This window comes from Pseudomonas sp. GW823-FHT02F05 (assembly GCF_058797315.1).
Map to the genome: position 1 here is coordinate 168,137 of NZ_JBXAJM010000010.1, position 16,261 is coordinate 184,397.

Genomic DNA, 16,261 nt, shown 5'->3' on the forward strand with positions numbered 1-16,261 from the left:
GACGATGAATCTGTTTATGTTGTTGGTGGTGGTGATTGCAGCGGGGGCGGTGCTGAGTGTGCAGGCCGCTATCAATGGGCGTCTGGGCCAGACGGTGGGGGTATTGCGCAGCAGTCTGTTGACCTTCGCGGTGGGCGCGCTGACCACGGCGCTGTTGATATTTTTCTTCGAACCGGCCCAGGCCGTCAGCCTGCTGGAGGTGCCAAAGTGGCAATTGACCGGTGCCCTGTTTGGCGTGGTGTACATGATGGTGATGGTCGGCGCAGTGCCTGTGGTCGGCACAGCCGTCGCCACGGTGGCGGTGATTGTCGGGCAACTGGGCATGGGCATGCTGATCGACAACTTTGGCTGGCTGGGCAACCCGGCGATCGAGCTGTCGGGCAGCCGTATCCTCGCCATGCTATTGCTTGCCCTGGCGTTGGTGTTCATGTACCGCAGTAATAGCCGCCGGGCCGACTGACGGCGCTGAACCATGCTTGCTTGCCCAGGGTCACTGCTTAAGGTGCGGCGCTCGCCGCATCGGACGACCATGAAAAAGGAGTCTGACCATGCCAGATCAAACCTGTGCTTGCCCTCACTGCAAATGTGTATTGGGCGCTGACGCAATAATGAAAGACGGCAAGGGCTATTGCTGCCAGGGCTGTGCCGAGCATCATGCTCATGGTGAACCCTGCGCGGCGGCGACGGGTTGCGAATGCGCCAAGTCAGCCCACGGTTGACAGGATTGACCTGCAGGCCCGGCCACCCGGTGCCTGCAGGATGAGTAAAAACAGTACGCTTGCCGGCGACCAGTCTTTACCATGGTCACCCGACCCGATTGATGTGTACCCGCAATGGCCCTGGCCGCGCCCCCCGACCTCAGTGATCACGCCGTTCCCGTGCAGCCGTTGGCGCGTACCTACCCGCGTGGGTTGTACGTAGAGCCGCACAGCCACGATTGGGGCCAGTTGCTCTACGCCATGAGCGGAGTGATGTGGGTCGAGACGCCCCGCGAAGCCCTGGTAGTGCCGCCCCAGCGTGCGGTGTGGTTGCCGCCGGGGGTGGAGCACGGGATTCGCGTGGTCTCCGATTTGCAGATGCGCAATATCTACCTGCGCCCGGCGTTGGCGGCGACGCTGGACAGCCAGGTGCAGGTCATAGAAGTGGGCCGCTTGTTGCGTGAGTTGATCGTGACATTGGTGGAGCAGGGCGATCACGGCGATGCGGCCTATTACGAGGCTGTGGTAGGCCTGGGCCTGTTGGAGTTGCAACGCGCACGGCGCTCGCCTATTCGCATCGCCATGCCGGTGGCGGCTGATCGTCGGCTGATCAATGCGTGCCAGGCCGTCATGACGTCGCCCTCCCTGGACATCCCGTTCGAGCAGCACGCCGAGGCCGCGGGCGCCAGCGTGCGCACCCTGGCGCGGTTGTTCCAGCAGCACCTGGGCATGGGGTTTGCCCAGTGGCGCCGTCAGGTGCAGTTGGCTACGGCGGCGGCGGAGTTGATCCAGGGCCATTCGGTGAGCGGCATAGCGCGCACCCTGGGCTATTCGCCCAGTAGCTTCAGTGACATGTTCCGACGTGAACTGGGAGTATCGCCGTCGCAGTACAGGGGTTGGCCGAAATCCTGAAGCACTTGGCCGATACCCACGGTAGACGCGCCCTAGACTGAGCCCATCAATCAACCGGGCGCAGCGTTCATGAGCTATTTGATTTCCTTGGCCATCGGCCTGTTTGTCGGCGTGATCTACGGCGCGCTGGACTTCCGCTCGCCTGCACCGCCCGCTATCGCACTGGTCGGCCTGATGGGCATGCTGCTCGGCGAAAAGCTCTGGCCCATGGCGCGGCAGTTGGTCAGTGGTTGGTTGTCCTGATCCCTTTTTCCTTCCACGGATGCCCTCTATGAACGCACTGCAATTTACCGCCACCGGCGACCTCGCCCACCTGCGCCTGCTGGAGGTGCCCATGCCGGTACCGTCTGCCGGCGAAGTGCTGGTCAAGGTCAACGCGGCGGGCCTGAACCCCAGCGACGTCAAAAACGTGCTTGGCCGTTTCCCCTACACCACGCTGCCACGCATCCCTGGGCGTGACTTCGCAGGCGTGGTGGTGGAAGGCCCGCAGGCATTGCTCGGCCAGGAGGTCTGGGGCACCGGTCGTGACCTGGGTTTTTTCGCTGACGGTTCCCATGCCCAATACCTGCGCGTGTCAGCCAAGGGCGTGGCGTACAAACCTACGCACTTGAGCTTTGCCCAGGCGGCCAGCCTCGGTGTGCCCTATACCACCGCCTGGGATGCCCTGGAGCGCAGCGGCGTTGGCAAGGGCACGCGCTTGCTGGTGGTCGGCGCCAACGGCGCGGTCGGCAGTGCGGCGTTGGCGCTGGCGAAGATACGCGGTGCGCAGGTATTGGCGGCCGTGCGCAAGGCCGATCAGCTCGAGATGTTGCAGGCCCAAGGGCTGGAGGCGATTGCCTTGGGCAAGCCGGAGGAATTGGGCGCGCAAGTGCAGGCCGTGTTCAAGGGCGGCGCCGACGTGATCTTTGACACTACCGGTTTCTGGCTGCCTGCCGCGGTGGCGGGGCTGGCACCGTTCGGCCGCATCGCCATCATCGCCGCACCGGTTGACGGCCATGTGCAGTTACCGGCCCTGGCGCTGTACCGTAAGGGCGGATCGGTGGTTGGGATCAACTCTTTGCTCTATAGCTGCGAACAATGCGCGGTGATGCTGGAGGCGTTTGGGCGCTTCTTTGATGAAGGCCTGTTGCCGCTGCCTACAGGGTTGCGTGAAGTGGCGTTGGCGGAGGGTGTTCAGTGCTATGCAGAAGTGAACAACGGCAGCCCAGACAAAATCATCTTCCTGCCCTGATGGATAGAAATGTGGGAGCGGGCTTGCTGTGGCGAGGGAGCTTGCTCCCGCTCGATAGCGCAGCTGGAGCCGGCTTTTTTGGGGGCGCTACGCACCCCAGCGCAAGCAAGCTTGCTCGCCACAGCAAGCCCGCTCCCACAGTGTTGATCTTTATTCGGCTTCGGGAACGCCTTTTTCCCACGCCGACCAGTTCTTCACAATCGCTTGGACCAACGGGTTGCCCGTGCGGTACAGGTTTTCCAGCGCCGGTACAAACCCACCCTGGTCCGCATACTTGAGCAGGTTGTCCACTTCGCTGTAGCCAGGGTAAGGCCGGTCAAAGTCGGAACCTGCGCGCACCACGGCCAGACGCTGGATATCCACCAAGCCTTCGCGGCTGGCGCGCAGCAGCGCTTCGTAGGTGGAGTTGTCTTCCTGTTGGGTGGTGCAGTATTCGCCTTTGTTGTCGGTGAGCAACTTGGTCCAGACTTCGGCACGTTCGCTCAACCGGGTACCGGAAAACCAGGTGTTGCCCGCCAGGGTGTCGCAGCGGGTGACTTGCGGCGGCTGGTTGGCCGGGGCGGCGGGGTAGTGTTTGCGCCAAGCGGCGGACTCTGTGCTTTCTGTCAGCTCCACCTTGTGCGACAAGGCAAACGCCTTGGCTTGCAGCTTTTGGTTGAGCTCAAACACCTCGGTCTTGTAGTCCAACGGTGGTTTTTCGTTGGGGCCCTTGGTGTTGATCCCGATATAGCCCGTCGGCCAGTCCTTGGGTGCATCCCGTGAATCCAGCTCCCACTGCGTGCCGAACTCAACCAGGTAATGAGCCCAGGCGGCGGTGCCGATGGTGCCGTGCTTGGGGCTGATACCGGCGATTCCGGCGATCAGGAAGTAACTCTGGCGCAGGTCGAACTTAGGCGACAAGGCCAGGGCCAGGGTAGACGCGGCAGCGTTGGTCTGGCCCATGCCGGTCACCAGCAGGCACACGTCTTGGGTGTTGCAGCGAATCACGGGATATTCGGCGGACAAGCCCGGAACGCGTACTTCTTGTTTAAGCTCGAGGCGGTCGATCCAGGTTTGCGCCTCGGGGGCGAACATGGTGATCAGCATCACCTTGGGTTTGATCGGTGGCGGGTTATCCGCCAGCACCACGTGAGGCAATAGGGCCAGGCCGACGGCCAGCGAGACACGGGTCAATGCGTTCATCTACAGCTCCTTGATCAGAATTGATAGCCCACGCCAGCGTAGTAACCCCAGCCGTCTGAGCGTGCGCGGAAGTTGCCTTCGCCGAAATTCAACTCGCTGCCATCCTCCCAGTTGCCGCCGTTGTGAAAGTAACGGCCGACCAGGGTAAAGCGCAGGTGGGTAAACGAGTACAGCAATACGTTGGTGGCCACCAGGGAGTTGGCGGTGCGCGCCGGGTTGTCCTTGTGCAGGTCCGAGCCGAAATCGTAGTTGGTGAAACCGATGTAGGTCAGCGAGGCGCCGTTGTCGAACTTGCCGATGGGCACGATGTACTTCATCTGCGCTCGGTAGCCGTCCCAGGAATACTCATTGCTGGCGCCGTAGTTTTCCCACTGGTAGCGCCCGTAGAAATTGGCCGACAGGTTGACTCGCGAGTGGGTGTCGATATCGGTGCCCAGGCCGCTGTACAGGGTGTTGGCGCGGTTTTCCTTGCGGCTGCCGTGGTCATAGATCCAGTCAAAGGCCACATACCATTCCTTGAATGGGCCAATTGCCAGGCTGCGTCCTGCGAGGTAGTCGATGGAGATCCGCGGTTCATGCTCCATGAACACCGGCGAGCCATGGTCCCACACACCTTTGTCATTACTGTTACCGATGGTGAGGATCTTCGGCACATCGATATAGCCGTACAACTCAAAGGGGCCCTTGCGCCCGAAGTACTCGTATTCCAGGTAGACGTCATCTTGAGGCTTGGGGCCGAAACTGATGTCTTTGCTGCCAATCAGCGTGAGGTCCTGGTTAAACCACTCGGACAGATACACGCCTTTTTTCGCCGGGGGGTTGGCTTCAGGGCTGAGGGTTTCGCCCTGTGCTGAGTCATCCACGGGCTTTTCCTGCGCCAAAATGGGTGCACTGAGTACTCCCGTAACGGCAGCCAGTAGCAACGAAACGCCAAGACCAGCACGAGGCTTTGAGGTGGGGTGCATTGAAAGTCCTTATTCTTACGCGGTTTAAACCCGATTAGACGGGGAGGAGTGAACTTGGCGGTCAAGTTCGTTCCGCAAACGTTTGCACAGGTTGTACCAACTTGGGTCAATGGCTTGAACTATCTAGAAAAAAGAGCAATTAGCCGACGCTTTGGTCAGGAAAACAGTGGGATTTCTGTCATCCTGATGCGTCACCCCTGTGGAGGAGTCTGATGTTCGAACACTACCTGCGTGCCTGGGAGCTGAGTGCCGATGGAGAGCCTATCGTCACACCCGGCAGCCACCTGTTGCCGGTCCGCTGGAAGGGCGTGCCGGCGATGTTGAAAATTGCTCATACCCCTGAGGAAAAACTCGGCGGCCGCCTGCTGAGTTGGTGGGCCGGTGACGGCGCGGCACGGGTGTTCGCCCATGACCACACTGCAGTGTTAATGGAACGCGCCACGGGCCCAGGTTCCTTGATGCGCATGGCCCTCAATGGTCAGGACGACGAAGCCAGCCAGATCGCCTGCGCAACCCTGGCCCGGCTGCATGCGCCTCGTGTGTCGCCGCCCGAAGGGTTGGTTGGGCTGGATGAGTGGTTCAGATCCTTGTGGCACGCCGCCGAACAGGAGGGCGGTGCCTTACGCGACTGCGCGGCGACGGCCCGGACATTGCTGGCTGCGCAACAGGAGGTTGTGGTACTGCACGGTGATTGCCACCACGACAATATCCTCGACTTTGGCCCTCGTGGCTGGCTGGCGATTGATCCAAAGCGGGTGATGGGCGAGCGCGGTTACGATTACGCTAATCTGATCTGCAATCCGGACTTGCCGACCAGTAGCGATCCACTGCGTTTCAGCCGCCAGGTTGGGGTTATCGCCCTGGCGGCCGGCCTCTCACGTCCTCGTTTGTTGCAATGGGTGGTGGCTCATGCCGGGTTGTCTGCCGCCTGGTTTCTGGAAGACCAGGAGCGCGAGCGTGCCATGATTGAGTTGCAGGTTGCCCGTCTGGCACAGCAGGCACTGGCTCAAGGGGCGGGCGAGTAAGGCGGCGGGTGATGGGTAACCGGGGTGAATAATTGAAGTGCGGCCTGCCGCCGGTACTCACTCGGCGTCTGGTGCATTTCGATCCGAAAGTGGCGATTGAAATTCGACAGGTTGGCGTAGCCCACCTCAAAGCAGATGTCCGCCACTGACATTTGGCTGTGCAACAGCAAGCGGCAGGCACGCTGCACGCGGAACTTGCGCATCAGGTCGATAAAGCCGTGGCCGGTGTTGCGCTTGAAAAACCGCGAAAAGCCGGGTTCGCTCATGTCCAGTTGCCGGGCGATGTCCGACAGGCGTACATCGCCGGTCAGTTCCCGCATCAGGTAGTCAAGCGCCTTGTTGATACGTTCGGCGCTGCGCGCATCCAGCGTCGGTGCATAGCACGGGCTGGCCAGGGTATTGGCCTGTGCAGGCGGTGCGTTCTTCAGGGTGTCGAGCAATTGCAGGAACAGGGCCAGGCGTTGCAGCCCATGGGCGCAGCCGATGGCCTCCATCAGCCGTGCCGCGCTCGTTGCGGTCTCGCCGGTGAATTCGATGCCCCGTCGCGCCCGTGCAAACAGTGACTGTAAATCACCGAGCTCAGGCAGGGTGGTGCGCAGAGCGAGCAGGGCGGCGCCGTCGAATTGCAGCACCACATCACGCCCGTGCAGGTATTCGCCCGGGGCCAGGTCACCGATCCAGTCGTGGGGCAGGCCAGGGCCGATCAGTGCGACATGCCCGGCGCTGAATACACCGATATAGTCGCCCGCCACCAGCTTGCCGCTGCCTTGGCGGATCAGGTGGATTTCGAATTCAGGGTGGTGGTTCCAGCGTGCCAGTTCATAGGGATAGTCATGTTCGAACCAGCGAAAACCATGTTCCGGTTCGGTCAGGATCACCTCAAGCTCGGCAGGGCGATGCTCGAACAGGGTGGCGGGGCTGACGGGCATGGTGCTGCCTCTTGTGGCGGTGCAATTTTCCCAAAATACCCGCACTGGCAATCGCTGCGCTAGCCCCGGTTTCGCCCGGGACTAATACTTTTTTGATCCTGTGCCTCAGGTTAAAAAAGTATCAGCCTCGCATTCGCCAGCCGTTTGTGAGGCGGCAGGTCAAGCTGCTGTAATCGAGGTTCCACAACAAAGGTCGGCAAGCTGTTCTCGGCGGTGTTCACCGGCTACCGGCAATAACCTTTACAGGACCCCCCATGAAACGACTCGAAGGCAAAAGCGCGCTGATCACTGGATCGGCGCGAGGCATTGGCCGTGCGTTCGCCCAGGCCTACATCGCTGAAGGCGCCACCGTGGCCATCGCCGACATCAACCTGCAGCAGGCCCAGGCCACCGCCGCCGAACTGGGGCCCAAGGCTTACGCGGTGTCGATGGATGTCACCGACCAAGCCTCCATCGACGCGGCGATCGCCACGGTGGTGAGCCACGCCGGCAAGCTCGATATCCTGATCAACAACGCCGCCCTGTTCGACCTGGCCCCCATCATCGACATCACCCGCGACAGCTTTGAACGACTGTTCTCGATCAACGTCGCCGGCACCCTGTTCACCCTGCAGGCCGCAGCCCGACAGATGATCAACCAGGGGCATGGCGGCAAGATCATCAACATGGCCAGCCAGGCCGGGCGGCGGGGCGAGCCGTTGGTGGCGGTCTATTGCGCGACCAAGGCGGCGGTGATCAGCCTGACGCAATCGGCGGGCTTGAACCTGATCAAGCAGGGCATCAACGTCAATGCCATCGCCCCCGGTGTGGTGGACGGCGAGCATTGGGATGGGGTGGATGCGCTGTTCGCCAGGCATGAAGGGCTGGCGCCTGGCGAGAAGAAAAAGCGCGTAGGGGATGAGGTGCCGTTTGGGCGGATGGGCACAGCTGAAGACCTGGCTGGCATGGCGATCTTCCTGGCGTCGACGGACGCCGACTATGTGGTGGCCCAGACCTATAACGTTGATGGCGGCAATTGGCTGAACTAGCAGTTAACGCTGACCCAACTGTGGGAGCTGGCTTGCCTGCGATAGCGTTGGTGGATTCACTCCCGTCATTGCAGGCGAGCCAGCTCCCACCTTTGAACTTCAGCGTGCTTGAGAATAGGGTAAGTCAGCAACGCATCGATCCCCGCAGTAAACTGTCCCATACTTCAAGATTTCTACGCTCGCCCGGAGGCGGTCGTACGTGCAGACCACCCGAGAACGACCATGAGCCTTTCGAAAGCCGCCATCGCTTCATTTGACGTCGACGCCCAGAAGAGCTTCACGCCCTTGTGTCCCAACGAGTTGCCAGTGGCCGGTGGCGACGGCATTGGTGCCGAACTCAATTACATGGCCAGTCTCGCCGGCCACCGCATCGGCAGCAAGGACGCCCACACCCCCCACGCACCCTGGGTGGTTGCGCAGCACAGCGAGATGCTGCAACCCACCGGCCTGGCCCATGCCGATGTGACCTGGGTCAGCCACTGCGTGCCGGGTACTGAAGGGTTCACCCTGCTCGATGAATTGCCCACGCCCTATGACTACGACTACTTCATCTGGAAAGGTGTCGAGCCCGACCTGCACCCCTACGGCGCCTGTTACCACGACCTGCACGACAAACTGTCCACCGGCGTCATCGAGTACCTCAAGGCCCACGGCGTGGCCCGCGTGATTGTGGGCGGGCTGGCGCTGGACTATTGCGTCAAGACAACCGCGTTGCAATTGCTAAAGGCCGGCTTGCAAGTGATCCTGCATTTGCCGGCGTGCCGAGGCATCAGCGAGGAGGGCGGTGTACGGGCTGTCGACGAATTGCTCAAGGCCGGTGCACACGTCAGTCGCACCCGCGAAGAACTGGTCGTGGTGGTCGCGCGTTAAGCAGATTCCGGTGAGGCCATCGCCTCTGTCAGTTGGCGGTCGAGCAGGTGGGCTCCGAGAATTACGCCGCGTCTATAAGCGCCCTGGCAGAGTATTTGTAGCATCCAGGCAGGGTTCGTCGCGAAGTAACTTGGCATGCCAGCTGGGGATGTCGCCTGTATCCACATCCAAGCGCTTGAGCCACTGGTCAGCCGACCAGTCCACCAGCCGCAACTCGCCGTCATGAGAGCCGCCGTGCAATGAACCCACCGTCTCGTAGCGAATGCCCTTGAGTACATGGTTCAGTATTACGTAGGTGGCCGGCTTCGGATCCTCGGCATCACCACCAAGGTAGGGGTATGCGCCGGCCTGGATCACTACGCCGCTACCGTAGTCATAGAATGCAAAATGGCTGGAGGGTAGCTGCGTACGTAATCCTTCCAGGCCGCCAACCAACTCCAGGCGAGTTTGGTCGAGCAAGGTCAGCCAACTGACCGTCTTGATTTTTGTAGGTTTGAACTCGGGGATATTAGCCAGTAGACCGGCTGTTCCCACATCCAAACCAGGCATGCGTGCCGCCATAAAGGCTTCAGTAGGTTCGTTGCCGTCCCGGTTGGTGACGGAAAGGTTGAAGGCATGTCCCGCGTAACCCTGTTCTGGAGCCAATCGGCGTGCTGAGTCAAGGTACAAACGCAGGAAGCTGAGTGGGTTTTGCTCTTGGTACAGAAGCGGTACTGAGAACTCCAGAGTGCTTATTTCATCCCCCATCTTTGCCTTCCATCCTCGCGTACCAAACACATTGAAGAGCCAAGCGCTGGCGTCATTTGATTGTTTGCCACTGAGGTAGTAGAAGCTGAGAAGGTCATCCTCATCCATTACTTCCATCATGTCGCGTAATGGCTTTGCCTCGGCATAAGCTGAAAGTGGTTTACCCTGAGGAGGCTCTTCGCGCCAGACCCAAGTGAGGTAGGGCTCAGCCAAGCGCTTGAAGTCGTCAAAGCACTGGCACAGTGCCTCCCGTACCAAACGTGTGTGTGCATCCTTGAAATAAAGCGTCCCGCGCAGGCAGAGCACTGCGCCGATATAGTTCTGGCGTCCGCACTTCATGAGCAAGTGGCCGGGTATTTCCAGCAGATGTGGTTGCTTGGCAAGTTCTTCGGCCACATTGAATTCCGGTTCCATTGGCATTCCTCCGAATTAGTAAGCGGGGGTCATTGGTCGAGGGGAGCGGCCACGCGTCAGGATAAACATCATCCCCCCTGCGATGGCTGCGGCCCACCCGAGCTGCTCCACTGGCACATTGGACTGCTGACTTTGCTGGCTACAGTCGCATTCGGTAGATGTCATCTCAACAACCCTGTTTTTGTTGCCAGCAATGTTCGCATAATCCTGCGCCTGCTCCACTTTCGGTGGGTCAGGTGGAAACTTCATCTCCACCACTTGCTTGATGTTGTCCTGAGTTGGCGGCTTGCTGGCGTCCTTGACGATCACCACATCGGGCCGGCGAATCATCCCTTTCCCGGGTTTGAACGGTGGATGCTCTGGGTCGTCATTCCAATATTTGTTGATCCAGCCCGGTATCCAGCCATGAGGGCCATTCCCCGTTTGGCTGTCGAGGATTGGCCGTGGTGGTCGCTTGGTCATGTCGTAACTGACTTCGGGCTTATACGGACTGCGCCTCTGAAGAATCTCGTCAAGCTCCCCAAGGCGCTGGGCCACGCAGGCCTGTTTGAGATGCTTGCCATCTTGGCTGATGTTGGGCGTGCCGCTGCAATAGCAAATTGCCGAGCACAGTACGTTCTTGTCTTGGGGATCGAGCTTCGGTTTCAGAATACCCACAGGGTTAATCTTTCCGTCTGGGCTCATGCCCCCCTGAGAAAGGCTGGGTTGCCCATTCATTCTTCGCCTTCCTGCACCAAGTCAATATGGATAGACTCTGACGCAGCATGGCTAATCCACGATGTCATGCCTTCGCTATTCGTGGTGTCGAGCGCGTTCCAACCGGCACTCGACCAAACCTTTACCTTGCGGCCAACGATAGGTTTTCCGGTTTCCTGATCTATGAGTTGAAAGCGTCCAGAGTAATGGGTATTGGAACTGCTCAATGGCACCATGGGGCTGAGTGGGGGCGGTGTGAATTGATCGCCTATGATCACCGTTCCCGATCCACCGATGATCACGTTGCCATGTTCACCCACACTGCCGAGCGTTGCGGCAGGTTTTCCATTGATAAAAACTGTCGATGATACGGCCGAACTGATCGGGCTCCCGCAAGCAGATAGATCACCTTGGCGCGCTGCGGGCAAACCATCGAAGAAGACGTCAGGAGAACCTTCGATGATGGAGGCGACACCATGTCCCGGAATTGGACATGTCGTAGGGTCAGTAACGCGGGCGGCGGGCTTTCCACTCATAGTGCCGAACCTCGGGAAAGTGGCTGCAGATCAAGAAAGTGCGCTGAATTAACGAGACGCTTCGCAAACATATCAATCGCCATACTCGTTCCTTGTCTGATCGTTCGCCGGTAGTGGCGCATGGCGTACTTTTCCTATTCCTCCGATTAACTACAAGATGCTTAACCGCGAACGGGAAGTACCTGTCAAAGAAAAGAAAAATCTCCTACATGATTGCGAGGTATTGATTCTTTACGCTCTACATTCTTATGCATTCGCAAGTAAGGGAATGACAATTGGGATATTCAAAGATGGTTTCCCCCGCGCTCATCTCACTACCGGTGAGTGCATTGAGGGAGATATCAATCTGCGTCCGCTGTTTTGCTTCCATCGATGCAGGTCCGGCGATTGCTGGAGCAGGGGGACCAGAGAGGTTCACCTAGGTCGAGGTGCCATAAGCAGATCGCGCCCGCAAAAGATCCTTGCAAGTCGGCAAATTAAGCCTAATATTATCCGGGTAAAACAAATAACATCCGGGTAATAAAAGATGACCACGCACACCCTTTCCCTCTGCACCGCGTTCGCAGGTCATCAATGCATCGCCGCGGGGACCTATGTCGATGTGGCCGAGTCCCTTGTCGCCCAGGCTTTGCCCGCCGGTAGCTTCCTGGTCTTCGATGACGCCACGGGCACTCAAGTCGATTATCCGTGGCCAGCAGGTCACGCGCCGCACCCTCCCCAGGCCGAAAGCGACGACGAGCCACCCGCAACGCCCTCGGTAGGCCGCCCGAAGTTGGGCGTCGTCGCCCGGGAAGTCACATTGCTGCCACGTCATTGGGAGTGGCTCGGCCAGCAGCGTGGTGGTGCGTCGGCTGCCTTGCGCCGGTTGGTGGATGAAGCGCGTATGGCTCATGCCAGCGCTGATCAATTGCGCCAGGCCAAGGAGGCCAGCTATCGCTTCATGAGCGCGATTGGCGGCAATCTGCCGGGCTTTGAAGACGCCTCGCGTGCGCTGTTTGCCCAGGACAGGGACGGCTTCTCGAACAGTATCGCGCACTGGCCGACGGACGTGCGCACCTACCTGGCCTGGCTGTCGCGCAATGCCTTCCCAGTCCAATAATCAAGGGGCTCAGACCTTCATGGACGTCACCCAGCAACGCCCGCTGTGGCAAATCTATCTGTTGTTCCTGGCACCGATGGTGCTGTCCAATTTCCTGCAAAGCTTTTCCGGCACCCTCAACGGCATTTACGTTGGCCAGATGCTGGGCACCCAGGCATTGGCCGCGGTGTCGGGGATGTTTCCCATCGTGTTTTTCTTTATCGCCCTGGTGATCGGCCTGGGGGCGGGCGCCTCGGTGTTGATCGGCCAGGCATGGGGCGCCCAGGAGACCGGAATGGTCAAGGTGATTACCGGTGCCACCCTGACCCTGGGCGCGTTGGTGGGCCTGGTGGCCGCTGTGCTGGGCAGCCTGTTCGCGCGCCCGGCATTGCAGGCGTTGGGCACGCCGGTGGATGTGCTCGACGATGCCGTGGGCTACGCCCAGATGATGATGTTGATCATGCCGTTGCTGCTGGTGTTCATCCTCTATACCCAACTGTTGCGTGGGGTCAGCGACACGATTTCGCCGTTGCTGGCATTGATGGTCTCAACCCTGGTGGGCTTGCTGCTGACGCCTGCGCTGATTCGCGGCTGGATCGGCCTGCCGCCCATGGGCATCCAGAGTGCGGTGTATGCCGGGCTGGTGGGTAACGCTTTGGCGATGCTGTTTCTGGTCCTGCGCCTGCGCCACAAAAACCACGTGATGGCGCCAGACCGCGAGCTGCTTGCCGCCTTGCGCCTGGACCGCGTCGTCCTCGGCAAAGTCCTGCGCATCGGCCTGCCGACGGGCTTGCAGATGGTGGTGCTATCGCTGTCGGAGCTGGTCATCCTGGCCCTGGTCAACGGCCACGGTTCCCAGGCCACGGCGGCCTATGGCGCGGTGACGCAGATCGTCAACTATGTGCAGTTCCCGGCGCTGTCGATTGCCATCACCGCCTCTATCCTCGGCGCCCAGGCGATTGGCGCCGGGCGCCTGGAGCGTATCGGGCCGATCCTGCGCACGGGGCTTGTGATCAACCTGTGCCTCACCGGTGGCTTGATCGTGCTCGGCTATGGGCTGTCCCACTGGTTGCTGGGCCTGTTCATCACCGACGACAGCGCACGGGTACGGGCCGAACACCTGCTGCACATCATGCTCTGGAGCATTCTGGTATTCGGCTTCCAGGCGGTGATCGGCGGCATCATGCGCGCCAGCGGCGTGGTGCTGATGCCGGTGGCGATCTCGATCTTCTGCGTGCTTGGCGTGGAACTGCCAATGGCCTATCTGTTCAACGCCCACTTCGGATTGGAAGGAGTGTGGATGGCATTTCCGGTGACCTACCTGGCGATGCTGGTGTTGCAGATCGCCTATTACCGCCTGGTGTGGCGGCATAAGCAGATCAAACGGTTGGTGTGAGGCTCAGCCCCTGCAGGAGCAGCTCCAGGCCTTGCAAGCCTTCCTCCAGCCGTGTGCCCGGGTGTTCATCCCGGGCAATCCACAACGCGGTATTGACCAGGCTGCCGTTGATCAACTGCGCCAGTGCGTGGCTGGGTGCCGTCGGCATCAGGCCCGCTTGCATCAGGGCCTCCAGCAATTGACGCAAGGACTCCACGCAGTGTTGTTGGGAGCCGGTGTCGCCCAGTACCGCCGGTGCATCCTGCAATACAATGCGCTGGATTTCCGGGTCCTGGGCCATGCGCAGATAGGCCCGGCAGCGCTCGCAAAAACCACTCCAAGGCTCTACGGCCTGCTCCGAGATGCGTTGCAAGCGCGCGTCCATCTCGCTGTCGAGTTGAGCGACCACCGCCGCCAGCAGCCCTTTTTTGTCACCAAAGTGGTGATACAGCGCACCGCGCGTCAGGCCGGCGCGGGCAGTGAAGTCATCCATCGAGGTATTGGCATAGCCTTGGGTGGCGAAGGCCAGGCGCGCGCTCGCTATCAGGCGGGCGCGGGTGTCTTCGATCATTTCAGCTCGGGCTCGGCTCATGGGCGTCTCTTGGCTAAGTGATTGACATACGCTGCGTATGCGAAGCATGATTTGCCACATACGCGCCGTATGTATTCTGCCCTGATGGTTTCAGATAGCAAGCCCAGGGCGTCGAGCAAGAGGTCAAGCAGGATGGCAAACCCCTACGCTGAATTATTCCAAGCCCCCGGTGCCCGGGCCTTTGTGCTCGCTGGCGTGCTGGCACGCATGCCGATATCCATGACCGGCATCGGCCTGATCACCATGCTGTCCCAGGTGCATGGCGGCTATGGCCTGGCCGGTTCGGTGGCGGCAGTGTTTGCCCTGGCCACGGCGATTTGCGCGCCGCAAGTGTCACGTTGGGTGGACCGCTACAGCCAGGGCAGGGTGCTGCCGATTGCCGCGCTGATCGGCGGCGGGGCGCTATTGATGTTGCTGCTGTGTACGCGGTTGCAGGCGCCGAATTGGACGCTGTTTCTGTTCGCCGCGCTGGCGGGCTGCATGCCCAATATGTCGGCCATGGTGCGAGCGCGCTGGACCGAGTTGTACCGTGGCCAGCCCAGGCTGCAAACCGCGTTTGCCCTGGAGTCGGTACTTGATGAGGTGTGCTTCATCATCGGCCCGCCCATTTCGGTGGGGTTGAGCGTGGCGGTGTTCCCAGAAGCCGGGCCCCTGGTGGCGGCGTTGTTGCTGGCGGTGGGCGTCACCACCTTTGTGCTGCAACGGCAAACCGAGCCACCGGTACACGCGCATCAGGGAGCACACGGTCGCTGGCTGATTGCGTCGCCGTCGGTATTGATCCTGATGATTTTGCTGCTGGCCATGGGCGTGATCGTCGGCGTGGTGGATGTGGTCAGCGTGGCCTTCGCCCAGCATCAAGGCCAGCCGGCGGCGGCGAGTATCGTGCTGTCGGTGTATGCCATTGGTTCGTGCCTGGCGGGGTTGGCCTTCGGTGCCCTCAAACTCAAGGCACCGTTGCCACGCCAGTTCCTGTACTGCGGCGTAGCCACGGCGTTGACCACCTTGCCCTTGCTGTTGGTGAGCAATATTCCCGGCTTGGCCGCTGCAATCTTTATCTCCGGGCTGTTCTTCGCGCCCACCTTGATTGTGTCGATGGCCATGGTGGAGCAGATCGTCCCGGCCAGCCGCCTTACCGAAGGCATGACCTGGCTGATCACCGGCCTGAGCATCGGCGTGGCCATTGGCGCCGCCAGTTCGGGGTGGATGATCGACCACTTTGGCGCCACCAGCGGGTTTTGGGTGGCGCTGGCGGCGGGGGCGGTGGTAGCGGGCTCGGCGGTAGTGGGTTACCGGCGGTTGGGATAGTCAGCCAATCGTCGGGCATGGCTCTGGGTAGTGATGCTGCAGAAATTCGTTCAGCGCCTGACGCGTGAGATCATTCAATGTCACTTTCTTACGGTTTGCCGCCAGGGCAGCGGCCAAATGCAAGTCATGCCCGACGCGTACGTTGAATGAACCTTTGCACGGTTTCTCCGGCGTGTGCCCCAGGCTCTGGCAGGTAGCGAGATAATCATCCACCGCGCCACGGAAGGCTGCGTCCAGTTCAGCCACAGTTTTGCCTTCATAGCTCACCAATGCCTTGATGAACAGGATTTTACCAAACAGGCAGTTGTCCTCGAGGCTGGCTTCGATGGAGCCGATGTAGCCTTTGTGTTTCAGTTGGTTGTTCACTGAATCAGTTCTCCTGATTTCAATTGTTCGATGATCTGGCGCCGAATGTAGTGTTTCAGTTCGTTGCCGGGGTGAGGCTTGTGCAGGGTGATCATTGCACTGGGGTCGCCCATGTCGAACTTGACCCGGCTTCCGGCCCCTTCAATCTGTGTGTATCCCAATCGGCGTAATAACGTGACGAGCTCAGACCAGGTAAATGCCATGTGCTCATTGAGCAGTTTGGCGAGCAGCTTTTCATTCTTGGACACGGCGTTCCCTGCGTGTAACTAAATGTAGTTGCAAAAAGTGGTGTTCGTCAATGCTAGCTCAGCT

At 60.2% G+C, this 16,261-nt stretch carries 20 protein-coding genes; 11 read left to right on the forward strand and 9 right to left on the reverse strand.

Annotated elements, in window-relative coordinates:
• Window positions 1-4 precede the first annotated feature (4 nt).
• From AC1RAC_RS14205 to AC1RAC_RS14225, 5 genes are all read left to right on the forward strand, one after another.
• Window positions 5-460, forward strand: coding sequence for a DMT family transporter (locus AC1RAC_RS14205; protein ID WP_003191976.1), 456 nt, complete (start codon window positions 5-7; stop codon window positions 458-460).
• An 88-nt stretch (window positions 461-548) separates the two neighbouring features.
• Window positions 549-719, forward strand: a complete 171-nt coding sequence (locus AC1RAC_RS14210) for a putative metallothionein (RefSeq protein WP_019816816.1) — start codon at window positions 549-551, stop codon at window positions 717-719.
• A gap of 114 nt (window positions 720-833) precedes the next feature.
• Complete coding sequence (locus AC1RAC_RS14215; protein WP_236455290.1) at window positions 834-1,610, forward strand: AraC family transcriptional regulator; 777 nt, start codon at window positions 834-836, stop codon at window positions 1,608-1,610.
• A gap of 69 nt (window positions 1,611-1,679) precedes the next feature.
• Window positions 1,680-1,853 (forward strand): DUF1427 family protein, encoded by a 174-nt coding sequence (locus AC1RAC_RS14220; RefSeq protein WP_014718843.1) that lies wholly within the window; start codon window positions 1,680-1,682, stop codon window positions 1,851-1,853.
• A gap of 28 nt (window positions 1,854-1,881) precedes the next feature.
• Entirely contained in the window at window positions 1,882-2,841 is a 960-nt protein-coding gene (locus AC1RAC_RS14225; protein ID WP_060765230.1) for a quinone oxidoreductase family protein, read from the forward strand.
• A gap of 150 nt (window positions 2,842-2,991) precedes the next feature.
• Here the strand turns inward: AC1RAC_RS14225 and AC1RAC_RS14230 are convergent, their stop codons facing one another.
• Window positions 2,992-4,023 carry a purine-nucleoside phosphorylase gene (locus AC1RAC_RS14230; protein WP_034127319.1) on the reverse strand — a complete coding sequence of 344 codons (1,032 nt, stop codon included), beginning with the start codon at window positions 4,021-4,023 and terminating at the stop codon, window positions 2,992-2,994.
• A gap of 14 nt (window positions 4,024-4,037) precedes the next feature.
• On the reverse strand, window positions 4,038-4,988 hold the full coding sequence (locus AC1RAC_RS14235; protein ID WP_032872109.1) for a nucleoside-specific channel-forming protein Tsx: 951 nt from the start codon (window positions 4,986-4,988) through the stop codon (window positions 4,038-4,040).
• Window positions 4,989-5,200: 212 nt separating this feature from the next.
• Between AC1RAC_RS14235 and AC1RAC_RS14240 the strand changes: the two genes are divergently transcribed.
• Window positions 5,201-6,013 carry an aminoglycoside phosphotransferase family protein gene (locus AC1RAC_RS14240; protein ID WP_054897045.1) on the forward strand — a complete coding sequence of 271 codons (813 nt, stop codon included), beginning with the start codon at window positions 5,201-5,203 and terminating at the stop codon, window positions 6,011-6,013.
• On the opposite strand, the gene AC1RAC_RS14245 is transcribed toward AC1RAC_RS14240, so the two are convergent.
• Window positions 5,995-6,942, reverse strand: coding sequence for an AraC family transcriptional regulator (locus tag AC1RAC_RS14245; protein WP_492616671.1), 948 nt, complete (start codon window positions 6,940-6,942; stop codon window positions 5,995-5,997). The genes AC1RAC_RS14240 and AC1RAC_RS14245 overlap by 19 nt on opposite strands.
• A 254-nt stretch (window positions 6,943-7,196) precedes the next feature.
• Between AC1RAC_RS14245 and AC1RAC_RS14250 the strand changes: the two genes are divergently transcribed.
• Entirely contained in the window at window positions 7,197-7,970 is a 774-nt protein-coding gene (locus AC1RAC_RS14250; protein WP_054897047.1) for an L-iditol 2-dehydrogenase, read from the forward strand.
• 222 nt (window positions 7,971-8,192) lie between these two features.
• The gene (locus tag AC1RAC_RS14255) at window positions 8,193-8,840 is read left to right on the forward strand and encodes a nicotinamidase (protein ID WP_492616672.1); all 648 of its coding nucleotides are present in this window, start codon (window positions 8,193-8,195) and stop codon (window positions 8,838-8,840) included.
• Window positions 8,841-8,912: 72 nt separating this feature from the next.
• Here AC1RAC_RS14255 and AC1RAC_RS14260 read toward each other — a convergent pair whose 3' ends face one another.
• The 3 genes from AC1RAC_RS14260 to AC1RAC_RS14270 are packed head-to-tail and all read right to left on the reverse strand — an operon-like array spanning window position 8,913 to window position 11,233.
• Window positions 8,913-10,001 carry a DUF3396 domain-containing protein gene (locus tag AC1RAC_RS14260; protein WP_054918663.1) on the reverse strand — a complete coding sequence of 363 codons (1,089 nt, stop codon included), beginning with the start codon at window positions 9,999-10,001 and terminating at the stop codon, window positions 8,913-8,915.
• Window positions 10,002-10,016: 15 nt separating this feature from the next.
• Window positions 10,017-10,718, reverse strand: coding sequence for a VRR-NUC domain-containing protein (locus tag AC1RAC_RS14265; RefSeq protein WP_054918661.1), 702 nt, complete (start codon window positions 10,716-10,718; stop codon window positions 10,017-10,019).
• Window positions 10,715-11,233: a PAAR domain-containing protein gene (locus tag AC1RAC_RS14270; RefSeq protein ID WP_082430432.1), complete on the reverse strand. Its 519-nt coding sequence runs from the start codon at window positions 11,231-11,233 to the stop codon at window positions 10,715-10,717. Before AC1RAC_RS14270 ends, AC1RAC_RS14265 begins: the two co-directional genes overlap by 4 nt.
• Window positions 11,234-11,759: 526 nt before the next feature.
• Here AC1RAC_RS14270 and AC1RAC_RS14275 point away from each other — a divergent pair.
• Together AC1RAC_RS14275 and AC1RAC_RS14280 are read left to right on the forward strand one after the other, a co-directional pair.
• Window positions 11,760-12,332, forward strand: a complete 573-nt coding sequence (locus AC1RAC_RS14275) for a DUF2239 family protein (RefSeq protein ID WP_054897051.1) — start codon at window positions 11,760-11,762, stop codon at window positions 12,330-12,332.
• 19 nt (window positions 12,333-12,351) lie between these two features.
• Window positions 12,352-13,707: an MATE family efflux transporter gene (locus tag AC1RAC_RS14280; RefSeq protein ID WP_213154214.1), complete on the forward strand. Its 1,356-nt coding sequence runs from the start codon at window positions 12,352-12,354 to the stop codon at window positions 13,705-13,707.
• On the opposite strand, the gene AC1RAC_RS14285 is transcribed toward AC1RAC_RS14280, so the two are convergent.
• Complete coding sequence (locus AC1RAC_RS14285; RefSeq protein WP_313044125.1) at window positions 13,691-14,278, reverse strand: TetR/AcrR family transcriptional regulator; 588 nt, start codon at window positions 14,276-14,278, stop codon at window positions 13,691-13,693. The genes AC1RAC_RS14280 and AC1RAC_RS14285 overlap by 17 nt on opposite strands.
• A gap of 132 nt (window positions 14,279-14,410) precedes the next feature.
• Here AC1RAC_RS14285 and AC1RAC_RS14290 point away from each other — a divergent pair, with 132 nt between their 5' ends.
• Entirely contained in the window at window positions 14,411-15,583 is a 1,173-nt protein-coding gene (locus AC1RAC_RS14290) for an MFS transporter (protein WP_492616673.1), read from the forward strand.
• Here AC1RAC_RS14290 and AC1RAC_RS14295 read toward each other — a convergent pair whose 3' ends face one another.
• Together AC1RAC_RS14295 and AC1RAC_RS14300 are read right to left on the reverse strand one after the other, a co-directional pair.
• Complete coding sequence (locus tag AC1RAC_RS14295) at window positions 15,584-15,949, reverse strand: type II toxin-antitoxin system HicB family antitoxin (RefSeq protein ID WP_014718824.1); 366 nt, start codon at window positions 15,947-15,949, stop codon at window positions 15,584-15,586.
• Window positions 15,946-16,197: a type II toxin-antitoxin system HicA family toxin gene (locus tag AC1RAC_RS14300; protein WP_014718823.1), complete on the reverse strand. Its 252-nt coding sequence runs from the start codon at window positions 16,195-16,197 to the stop codon at window positions 15,946-15,948. The genes AC1RAC_RS14295 and AC1RAC_RS14300 overlap by 4 nt, the downstream gene beginning before the upstream one ends.
• Window positions 16,198-16,261: the final 64 nt, after the last annotated feature.

Coding starts and splice junctions, on each gene's coding strand:
- AC1RAC_RS14265 (WP_054918661.1), bottom strand. CDS start 10,718: ATGAATGGGCAACCCAGCCTTTCTCAGGGGGGCATGAGCCCAGACGGA.
- AC1RAC_RS14235 (WP_032872109.1), bottom strand. CDS start 4,988: ATGCACCCCACCTCAAAGCCTCGTGCTGGTCTTGGCGTTTCGTTGCTA.
- AC1RAC_RS14205 (WP_003191976.1), top strand. CDS start 5: ATGAATCTGTTTATGTTGTTGGTGGTGGTGATTGCAGCGGGGGCGGTG.
- AC1RAC_RS14280 (WP_213154214.1), top strand. CDS start 12,352: ATGGACGTCACCCAGCAACGCCCGCTGTGGCAAATCTATCTGTTGTTC.
- AC1RAC_RS14230 (WP_034127319.1), bottom strand. CDS start 4,023: ATGAACGCATTGACCCGTGTCTCGCTGGCCGTCGGCCTGGCCCTATTG.
- AC1RAC_RS14225 (WP_060765230.1), top strand. CDS start 1,882: ATGAACGCACTGCAATTTACCGCCACCGGCGACCTCGCCCACCTGCGC.
- AC1RAC_RS14240 (WP_054897045.1), top strand. CDS start 5,201: ATGTTCGAACACTACCTGCGTGCCTGGGAGCTGAGTGCCGATGGAGAG.
- AC1RAC_RS14245 (WP_492616671.1), bottom strand. CDS start 6,942: ATGCCCGTCAGCCCCGCCACCCTGTTCGAGCATCGCCCTGCCGAGCTT.
- AC1RAC_RS14220 (WP_014718843.1), top strand. CDS start 1,680: ATGAGCTATTTGATTTCCTTGGCCATCGGCCTGTTTGTCGGCGTGATC.
- AC1RAC_RS14275 (WP_054897051.1), top strand. CDS start 11,760: ATGACCACGCACACCCTTTCCCTCTGCACCGCGTTCGCAGGTCATCAA.
- AC1RAC_RS14210 (WP_019816816.1), top strand. CDS start 549: ATGCCAGATCAAACCTGTGCTTGCCCTCACTGCAAATGTGTATTGGGC.
- AC1RAC_RS14290 (WP_492616673.1), top strand. CDS start 14,411: ATGGCAAACCCCTACGCTGAATTATTCCAAGCCCCCGGTGCCCGGGCC.
- AC1RAC_RS14285 (WP_313044125.1), bottom strand. CDS start 14,278: ATGAGCCGAGCCCGAGCTGAAATGATCGAAGACACCCGCGCCCGCCTG.
- AC1RAC_RS14260 (WP_054918663.1), bottom strand. CDS start 10,001: ATGGAACCGGAATTCAATGTGGCCGAAGAACTTGCCAAGCAACCACAT.
- AC1RAC_RS14250 (WP_054897047.1), top strand. CDS start 7,197: ATGAAACGACTCGAAGGCAAAAGCGCGCTGATCACTGGATCGGCGCGA.
- AC1RAC_RS14215 (WP_236455290.1), top strand. CDS start 834: ATGGCCCTGGCCGCGCCCCCCGACCTCAGTGATCACGCCGTTCCCGTG.
- AC1RAC_RS14270 (WP_082430432.1), bottom strand. CDS start 11,233: ATGAGTGGAAAGCCCGCCGCCCGCGTTACTGACCCTACGACATGTCCA.
- AC1RAC_RS14255 (WP_492616672.1), top strand. CDS start 8,193: ATGAGCCTTTCGAAAGCCGCCATCGCTTCATTTGACGTCGACGCCCAG.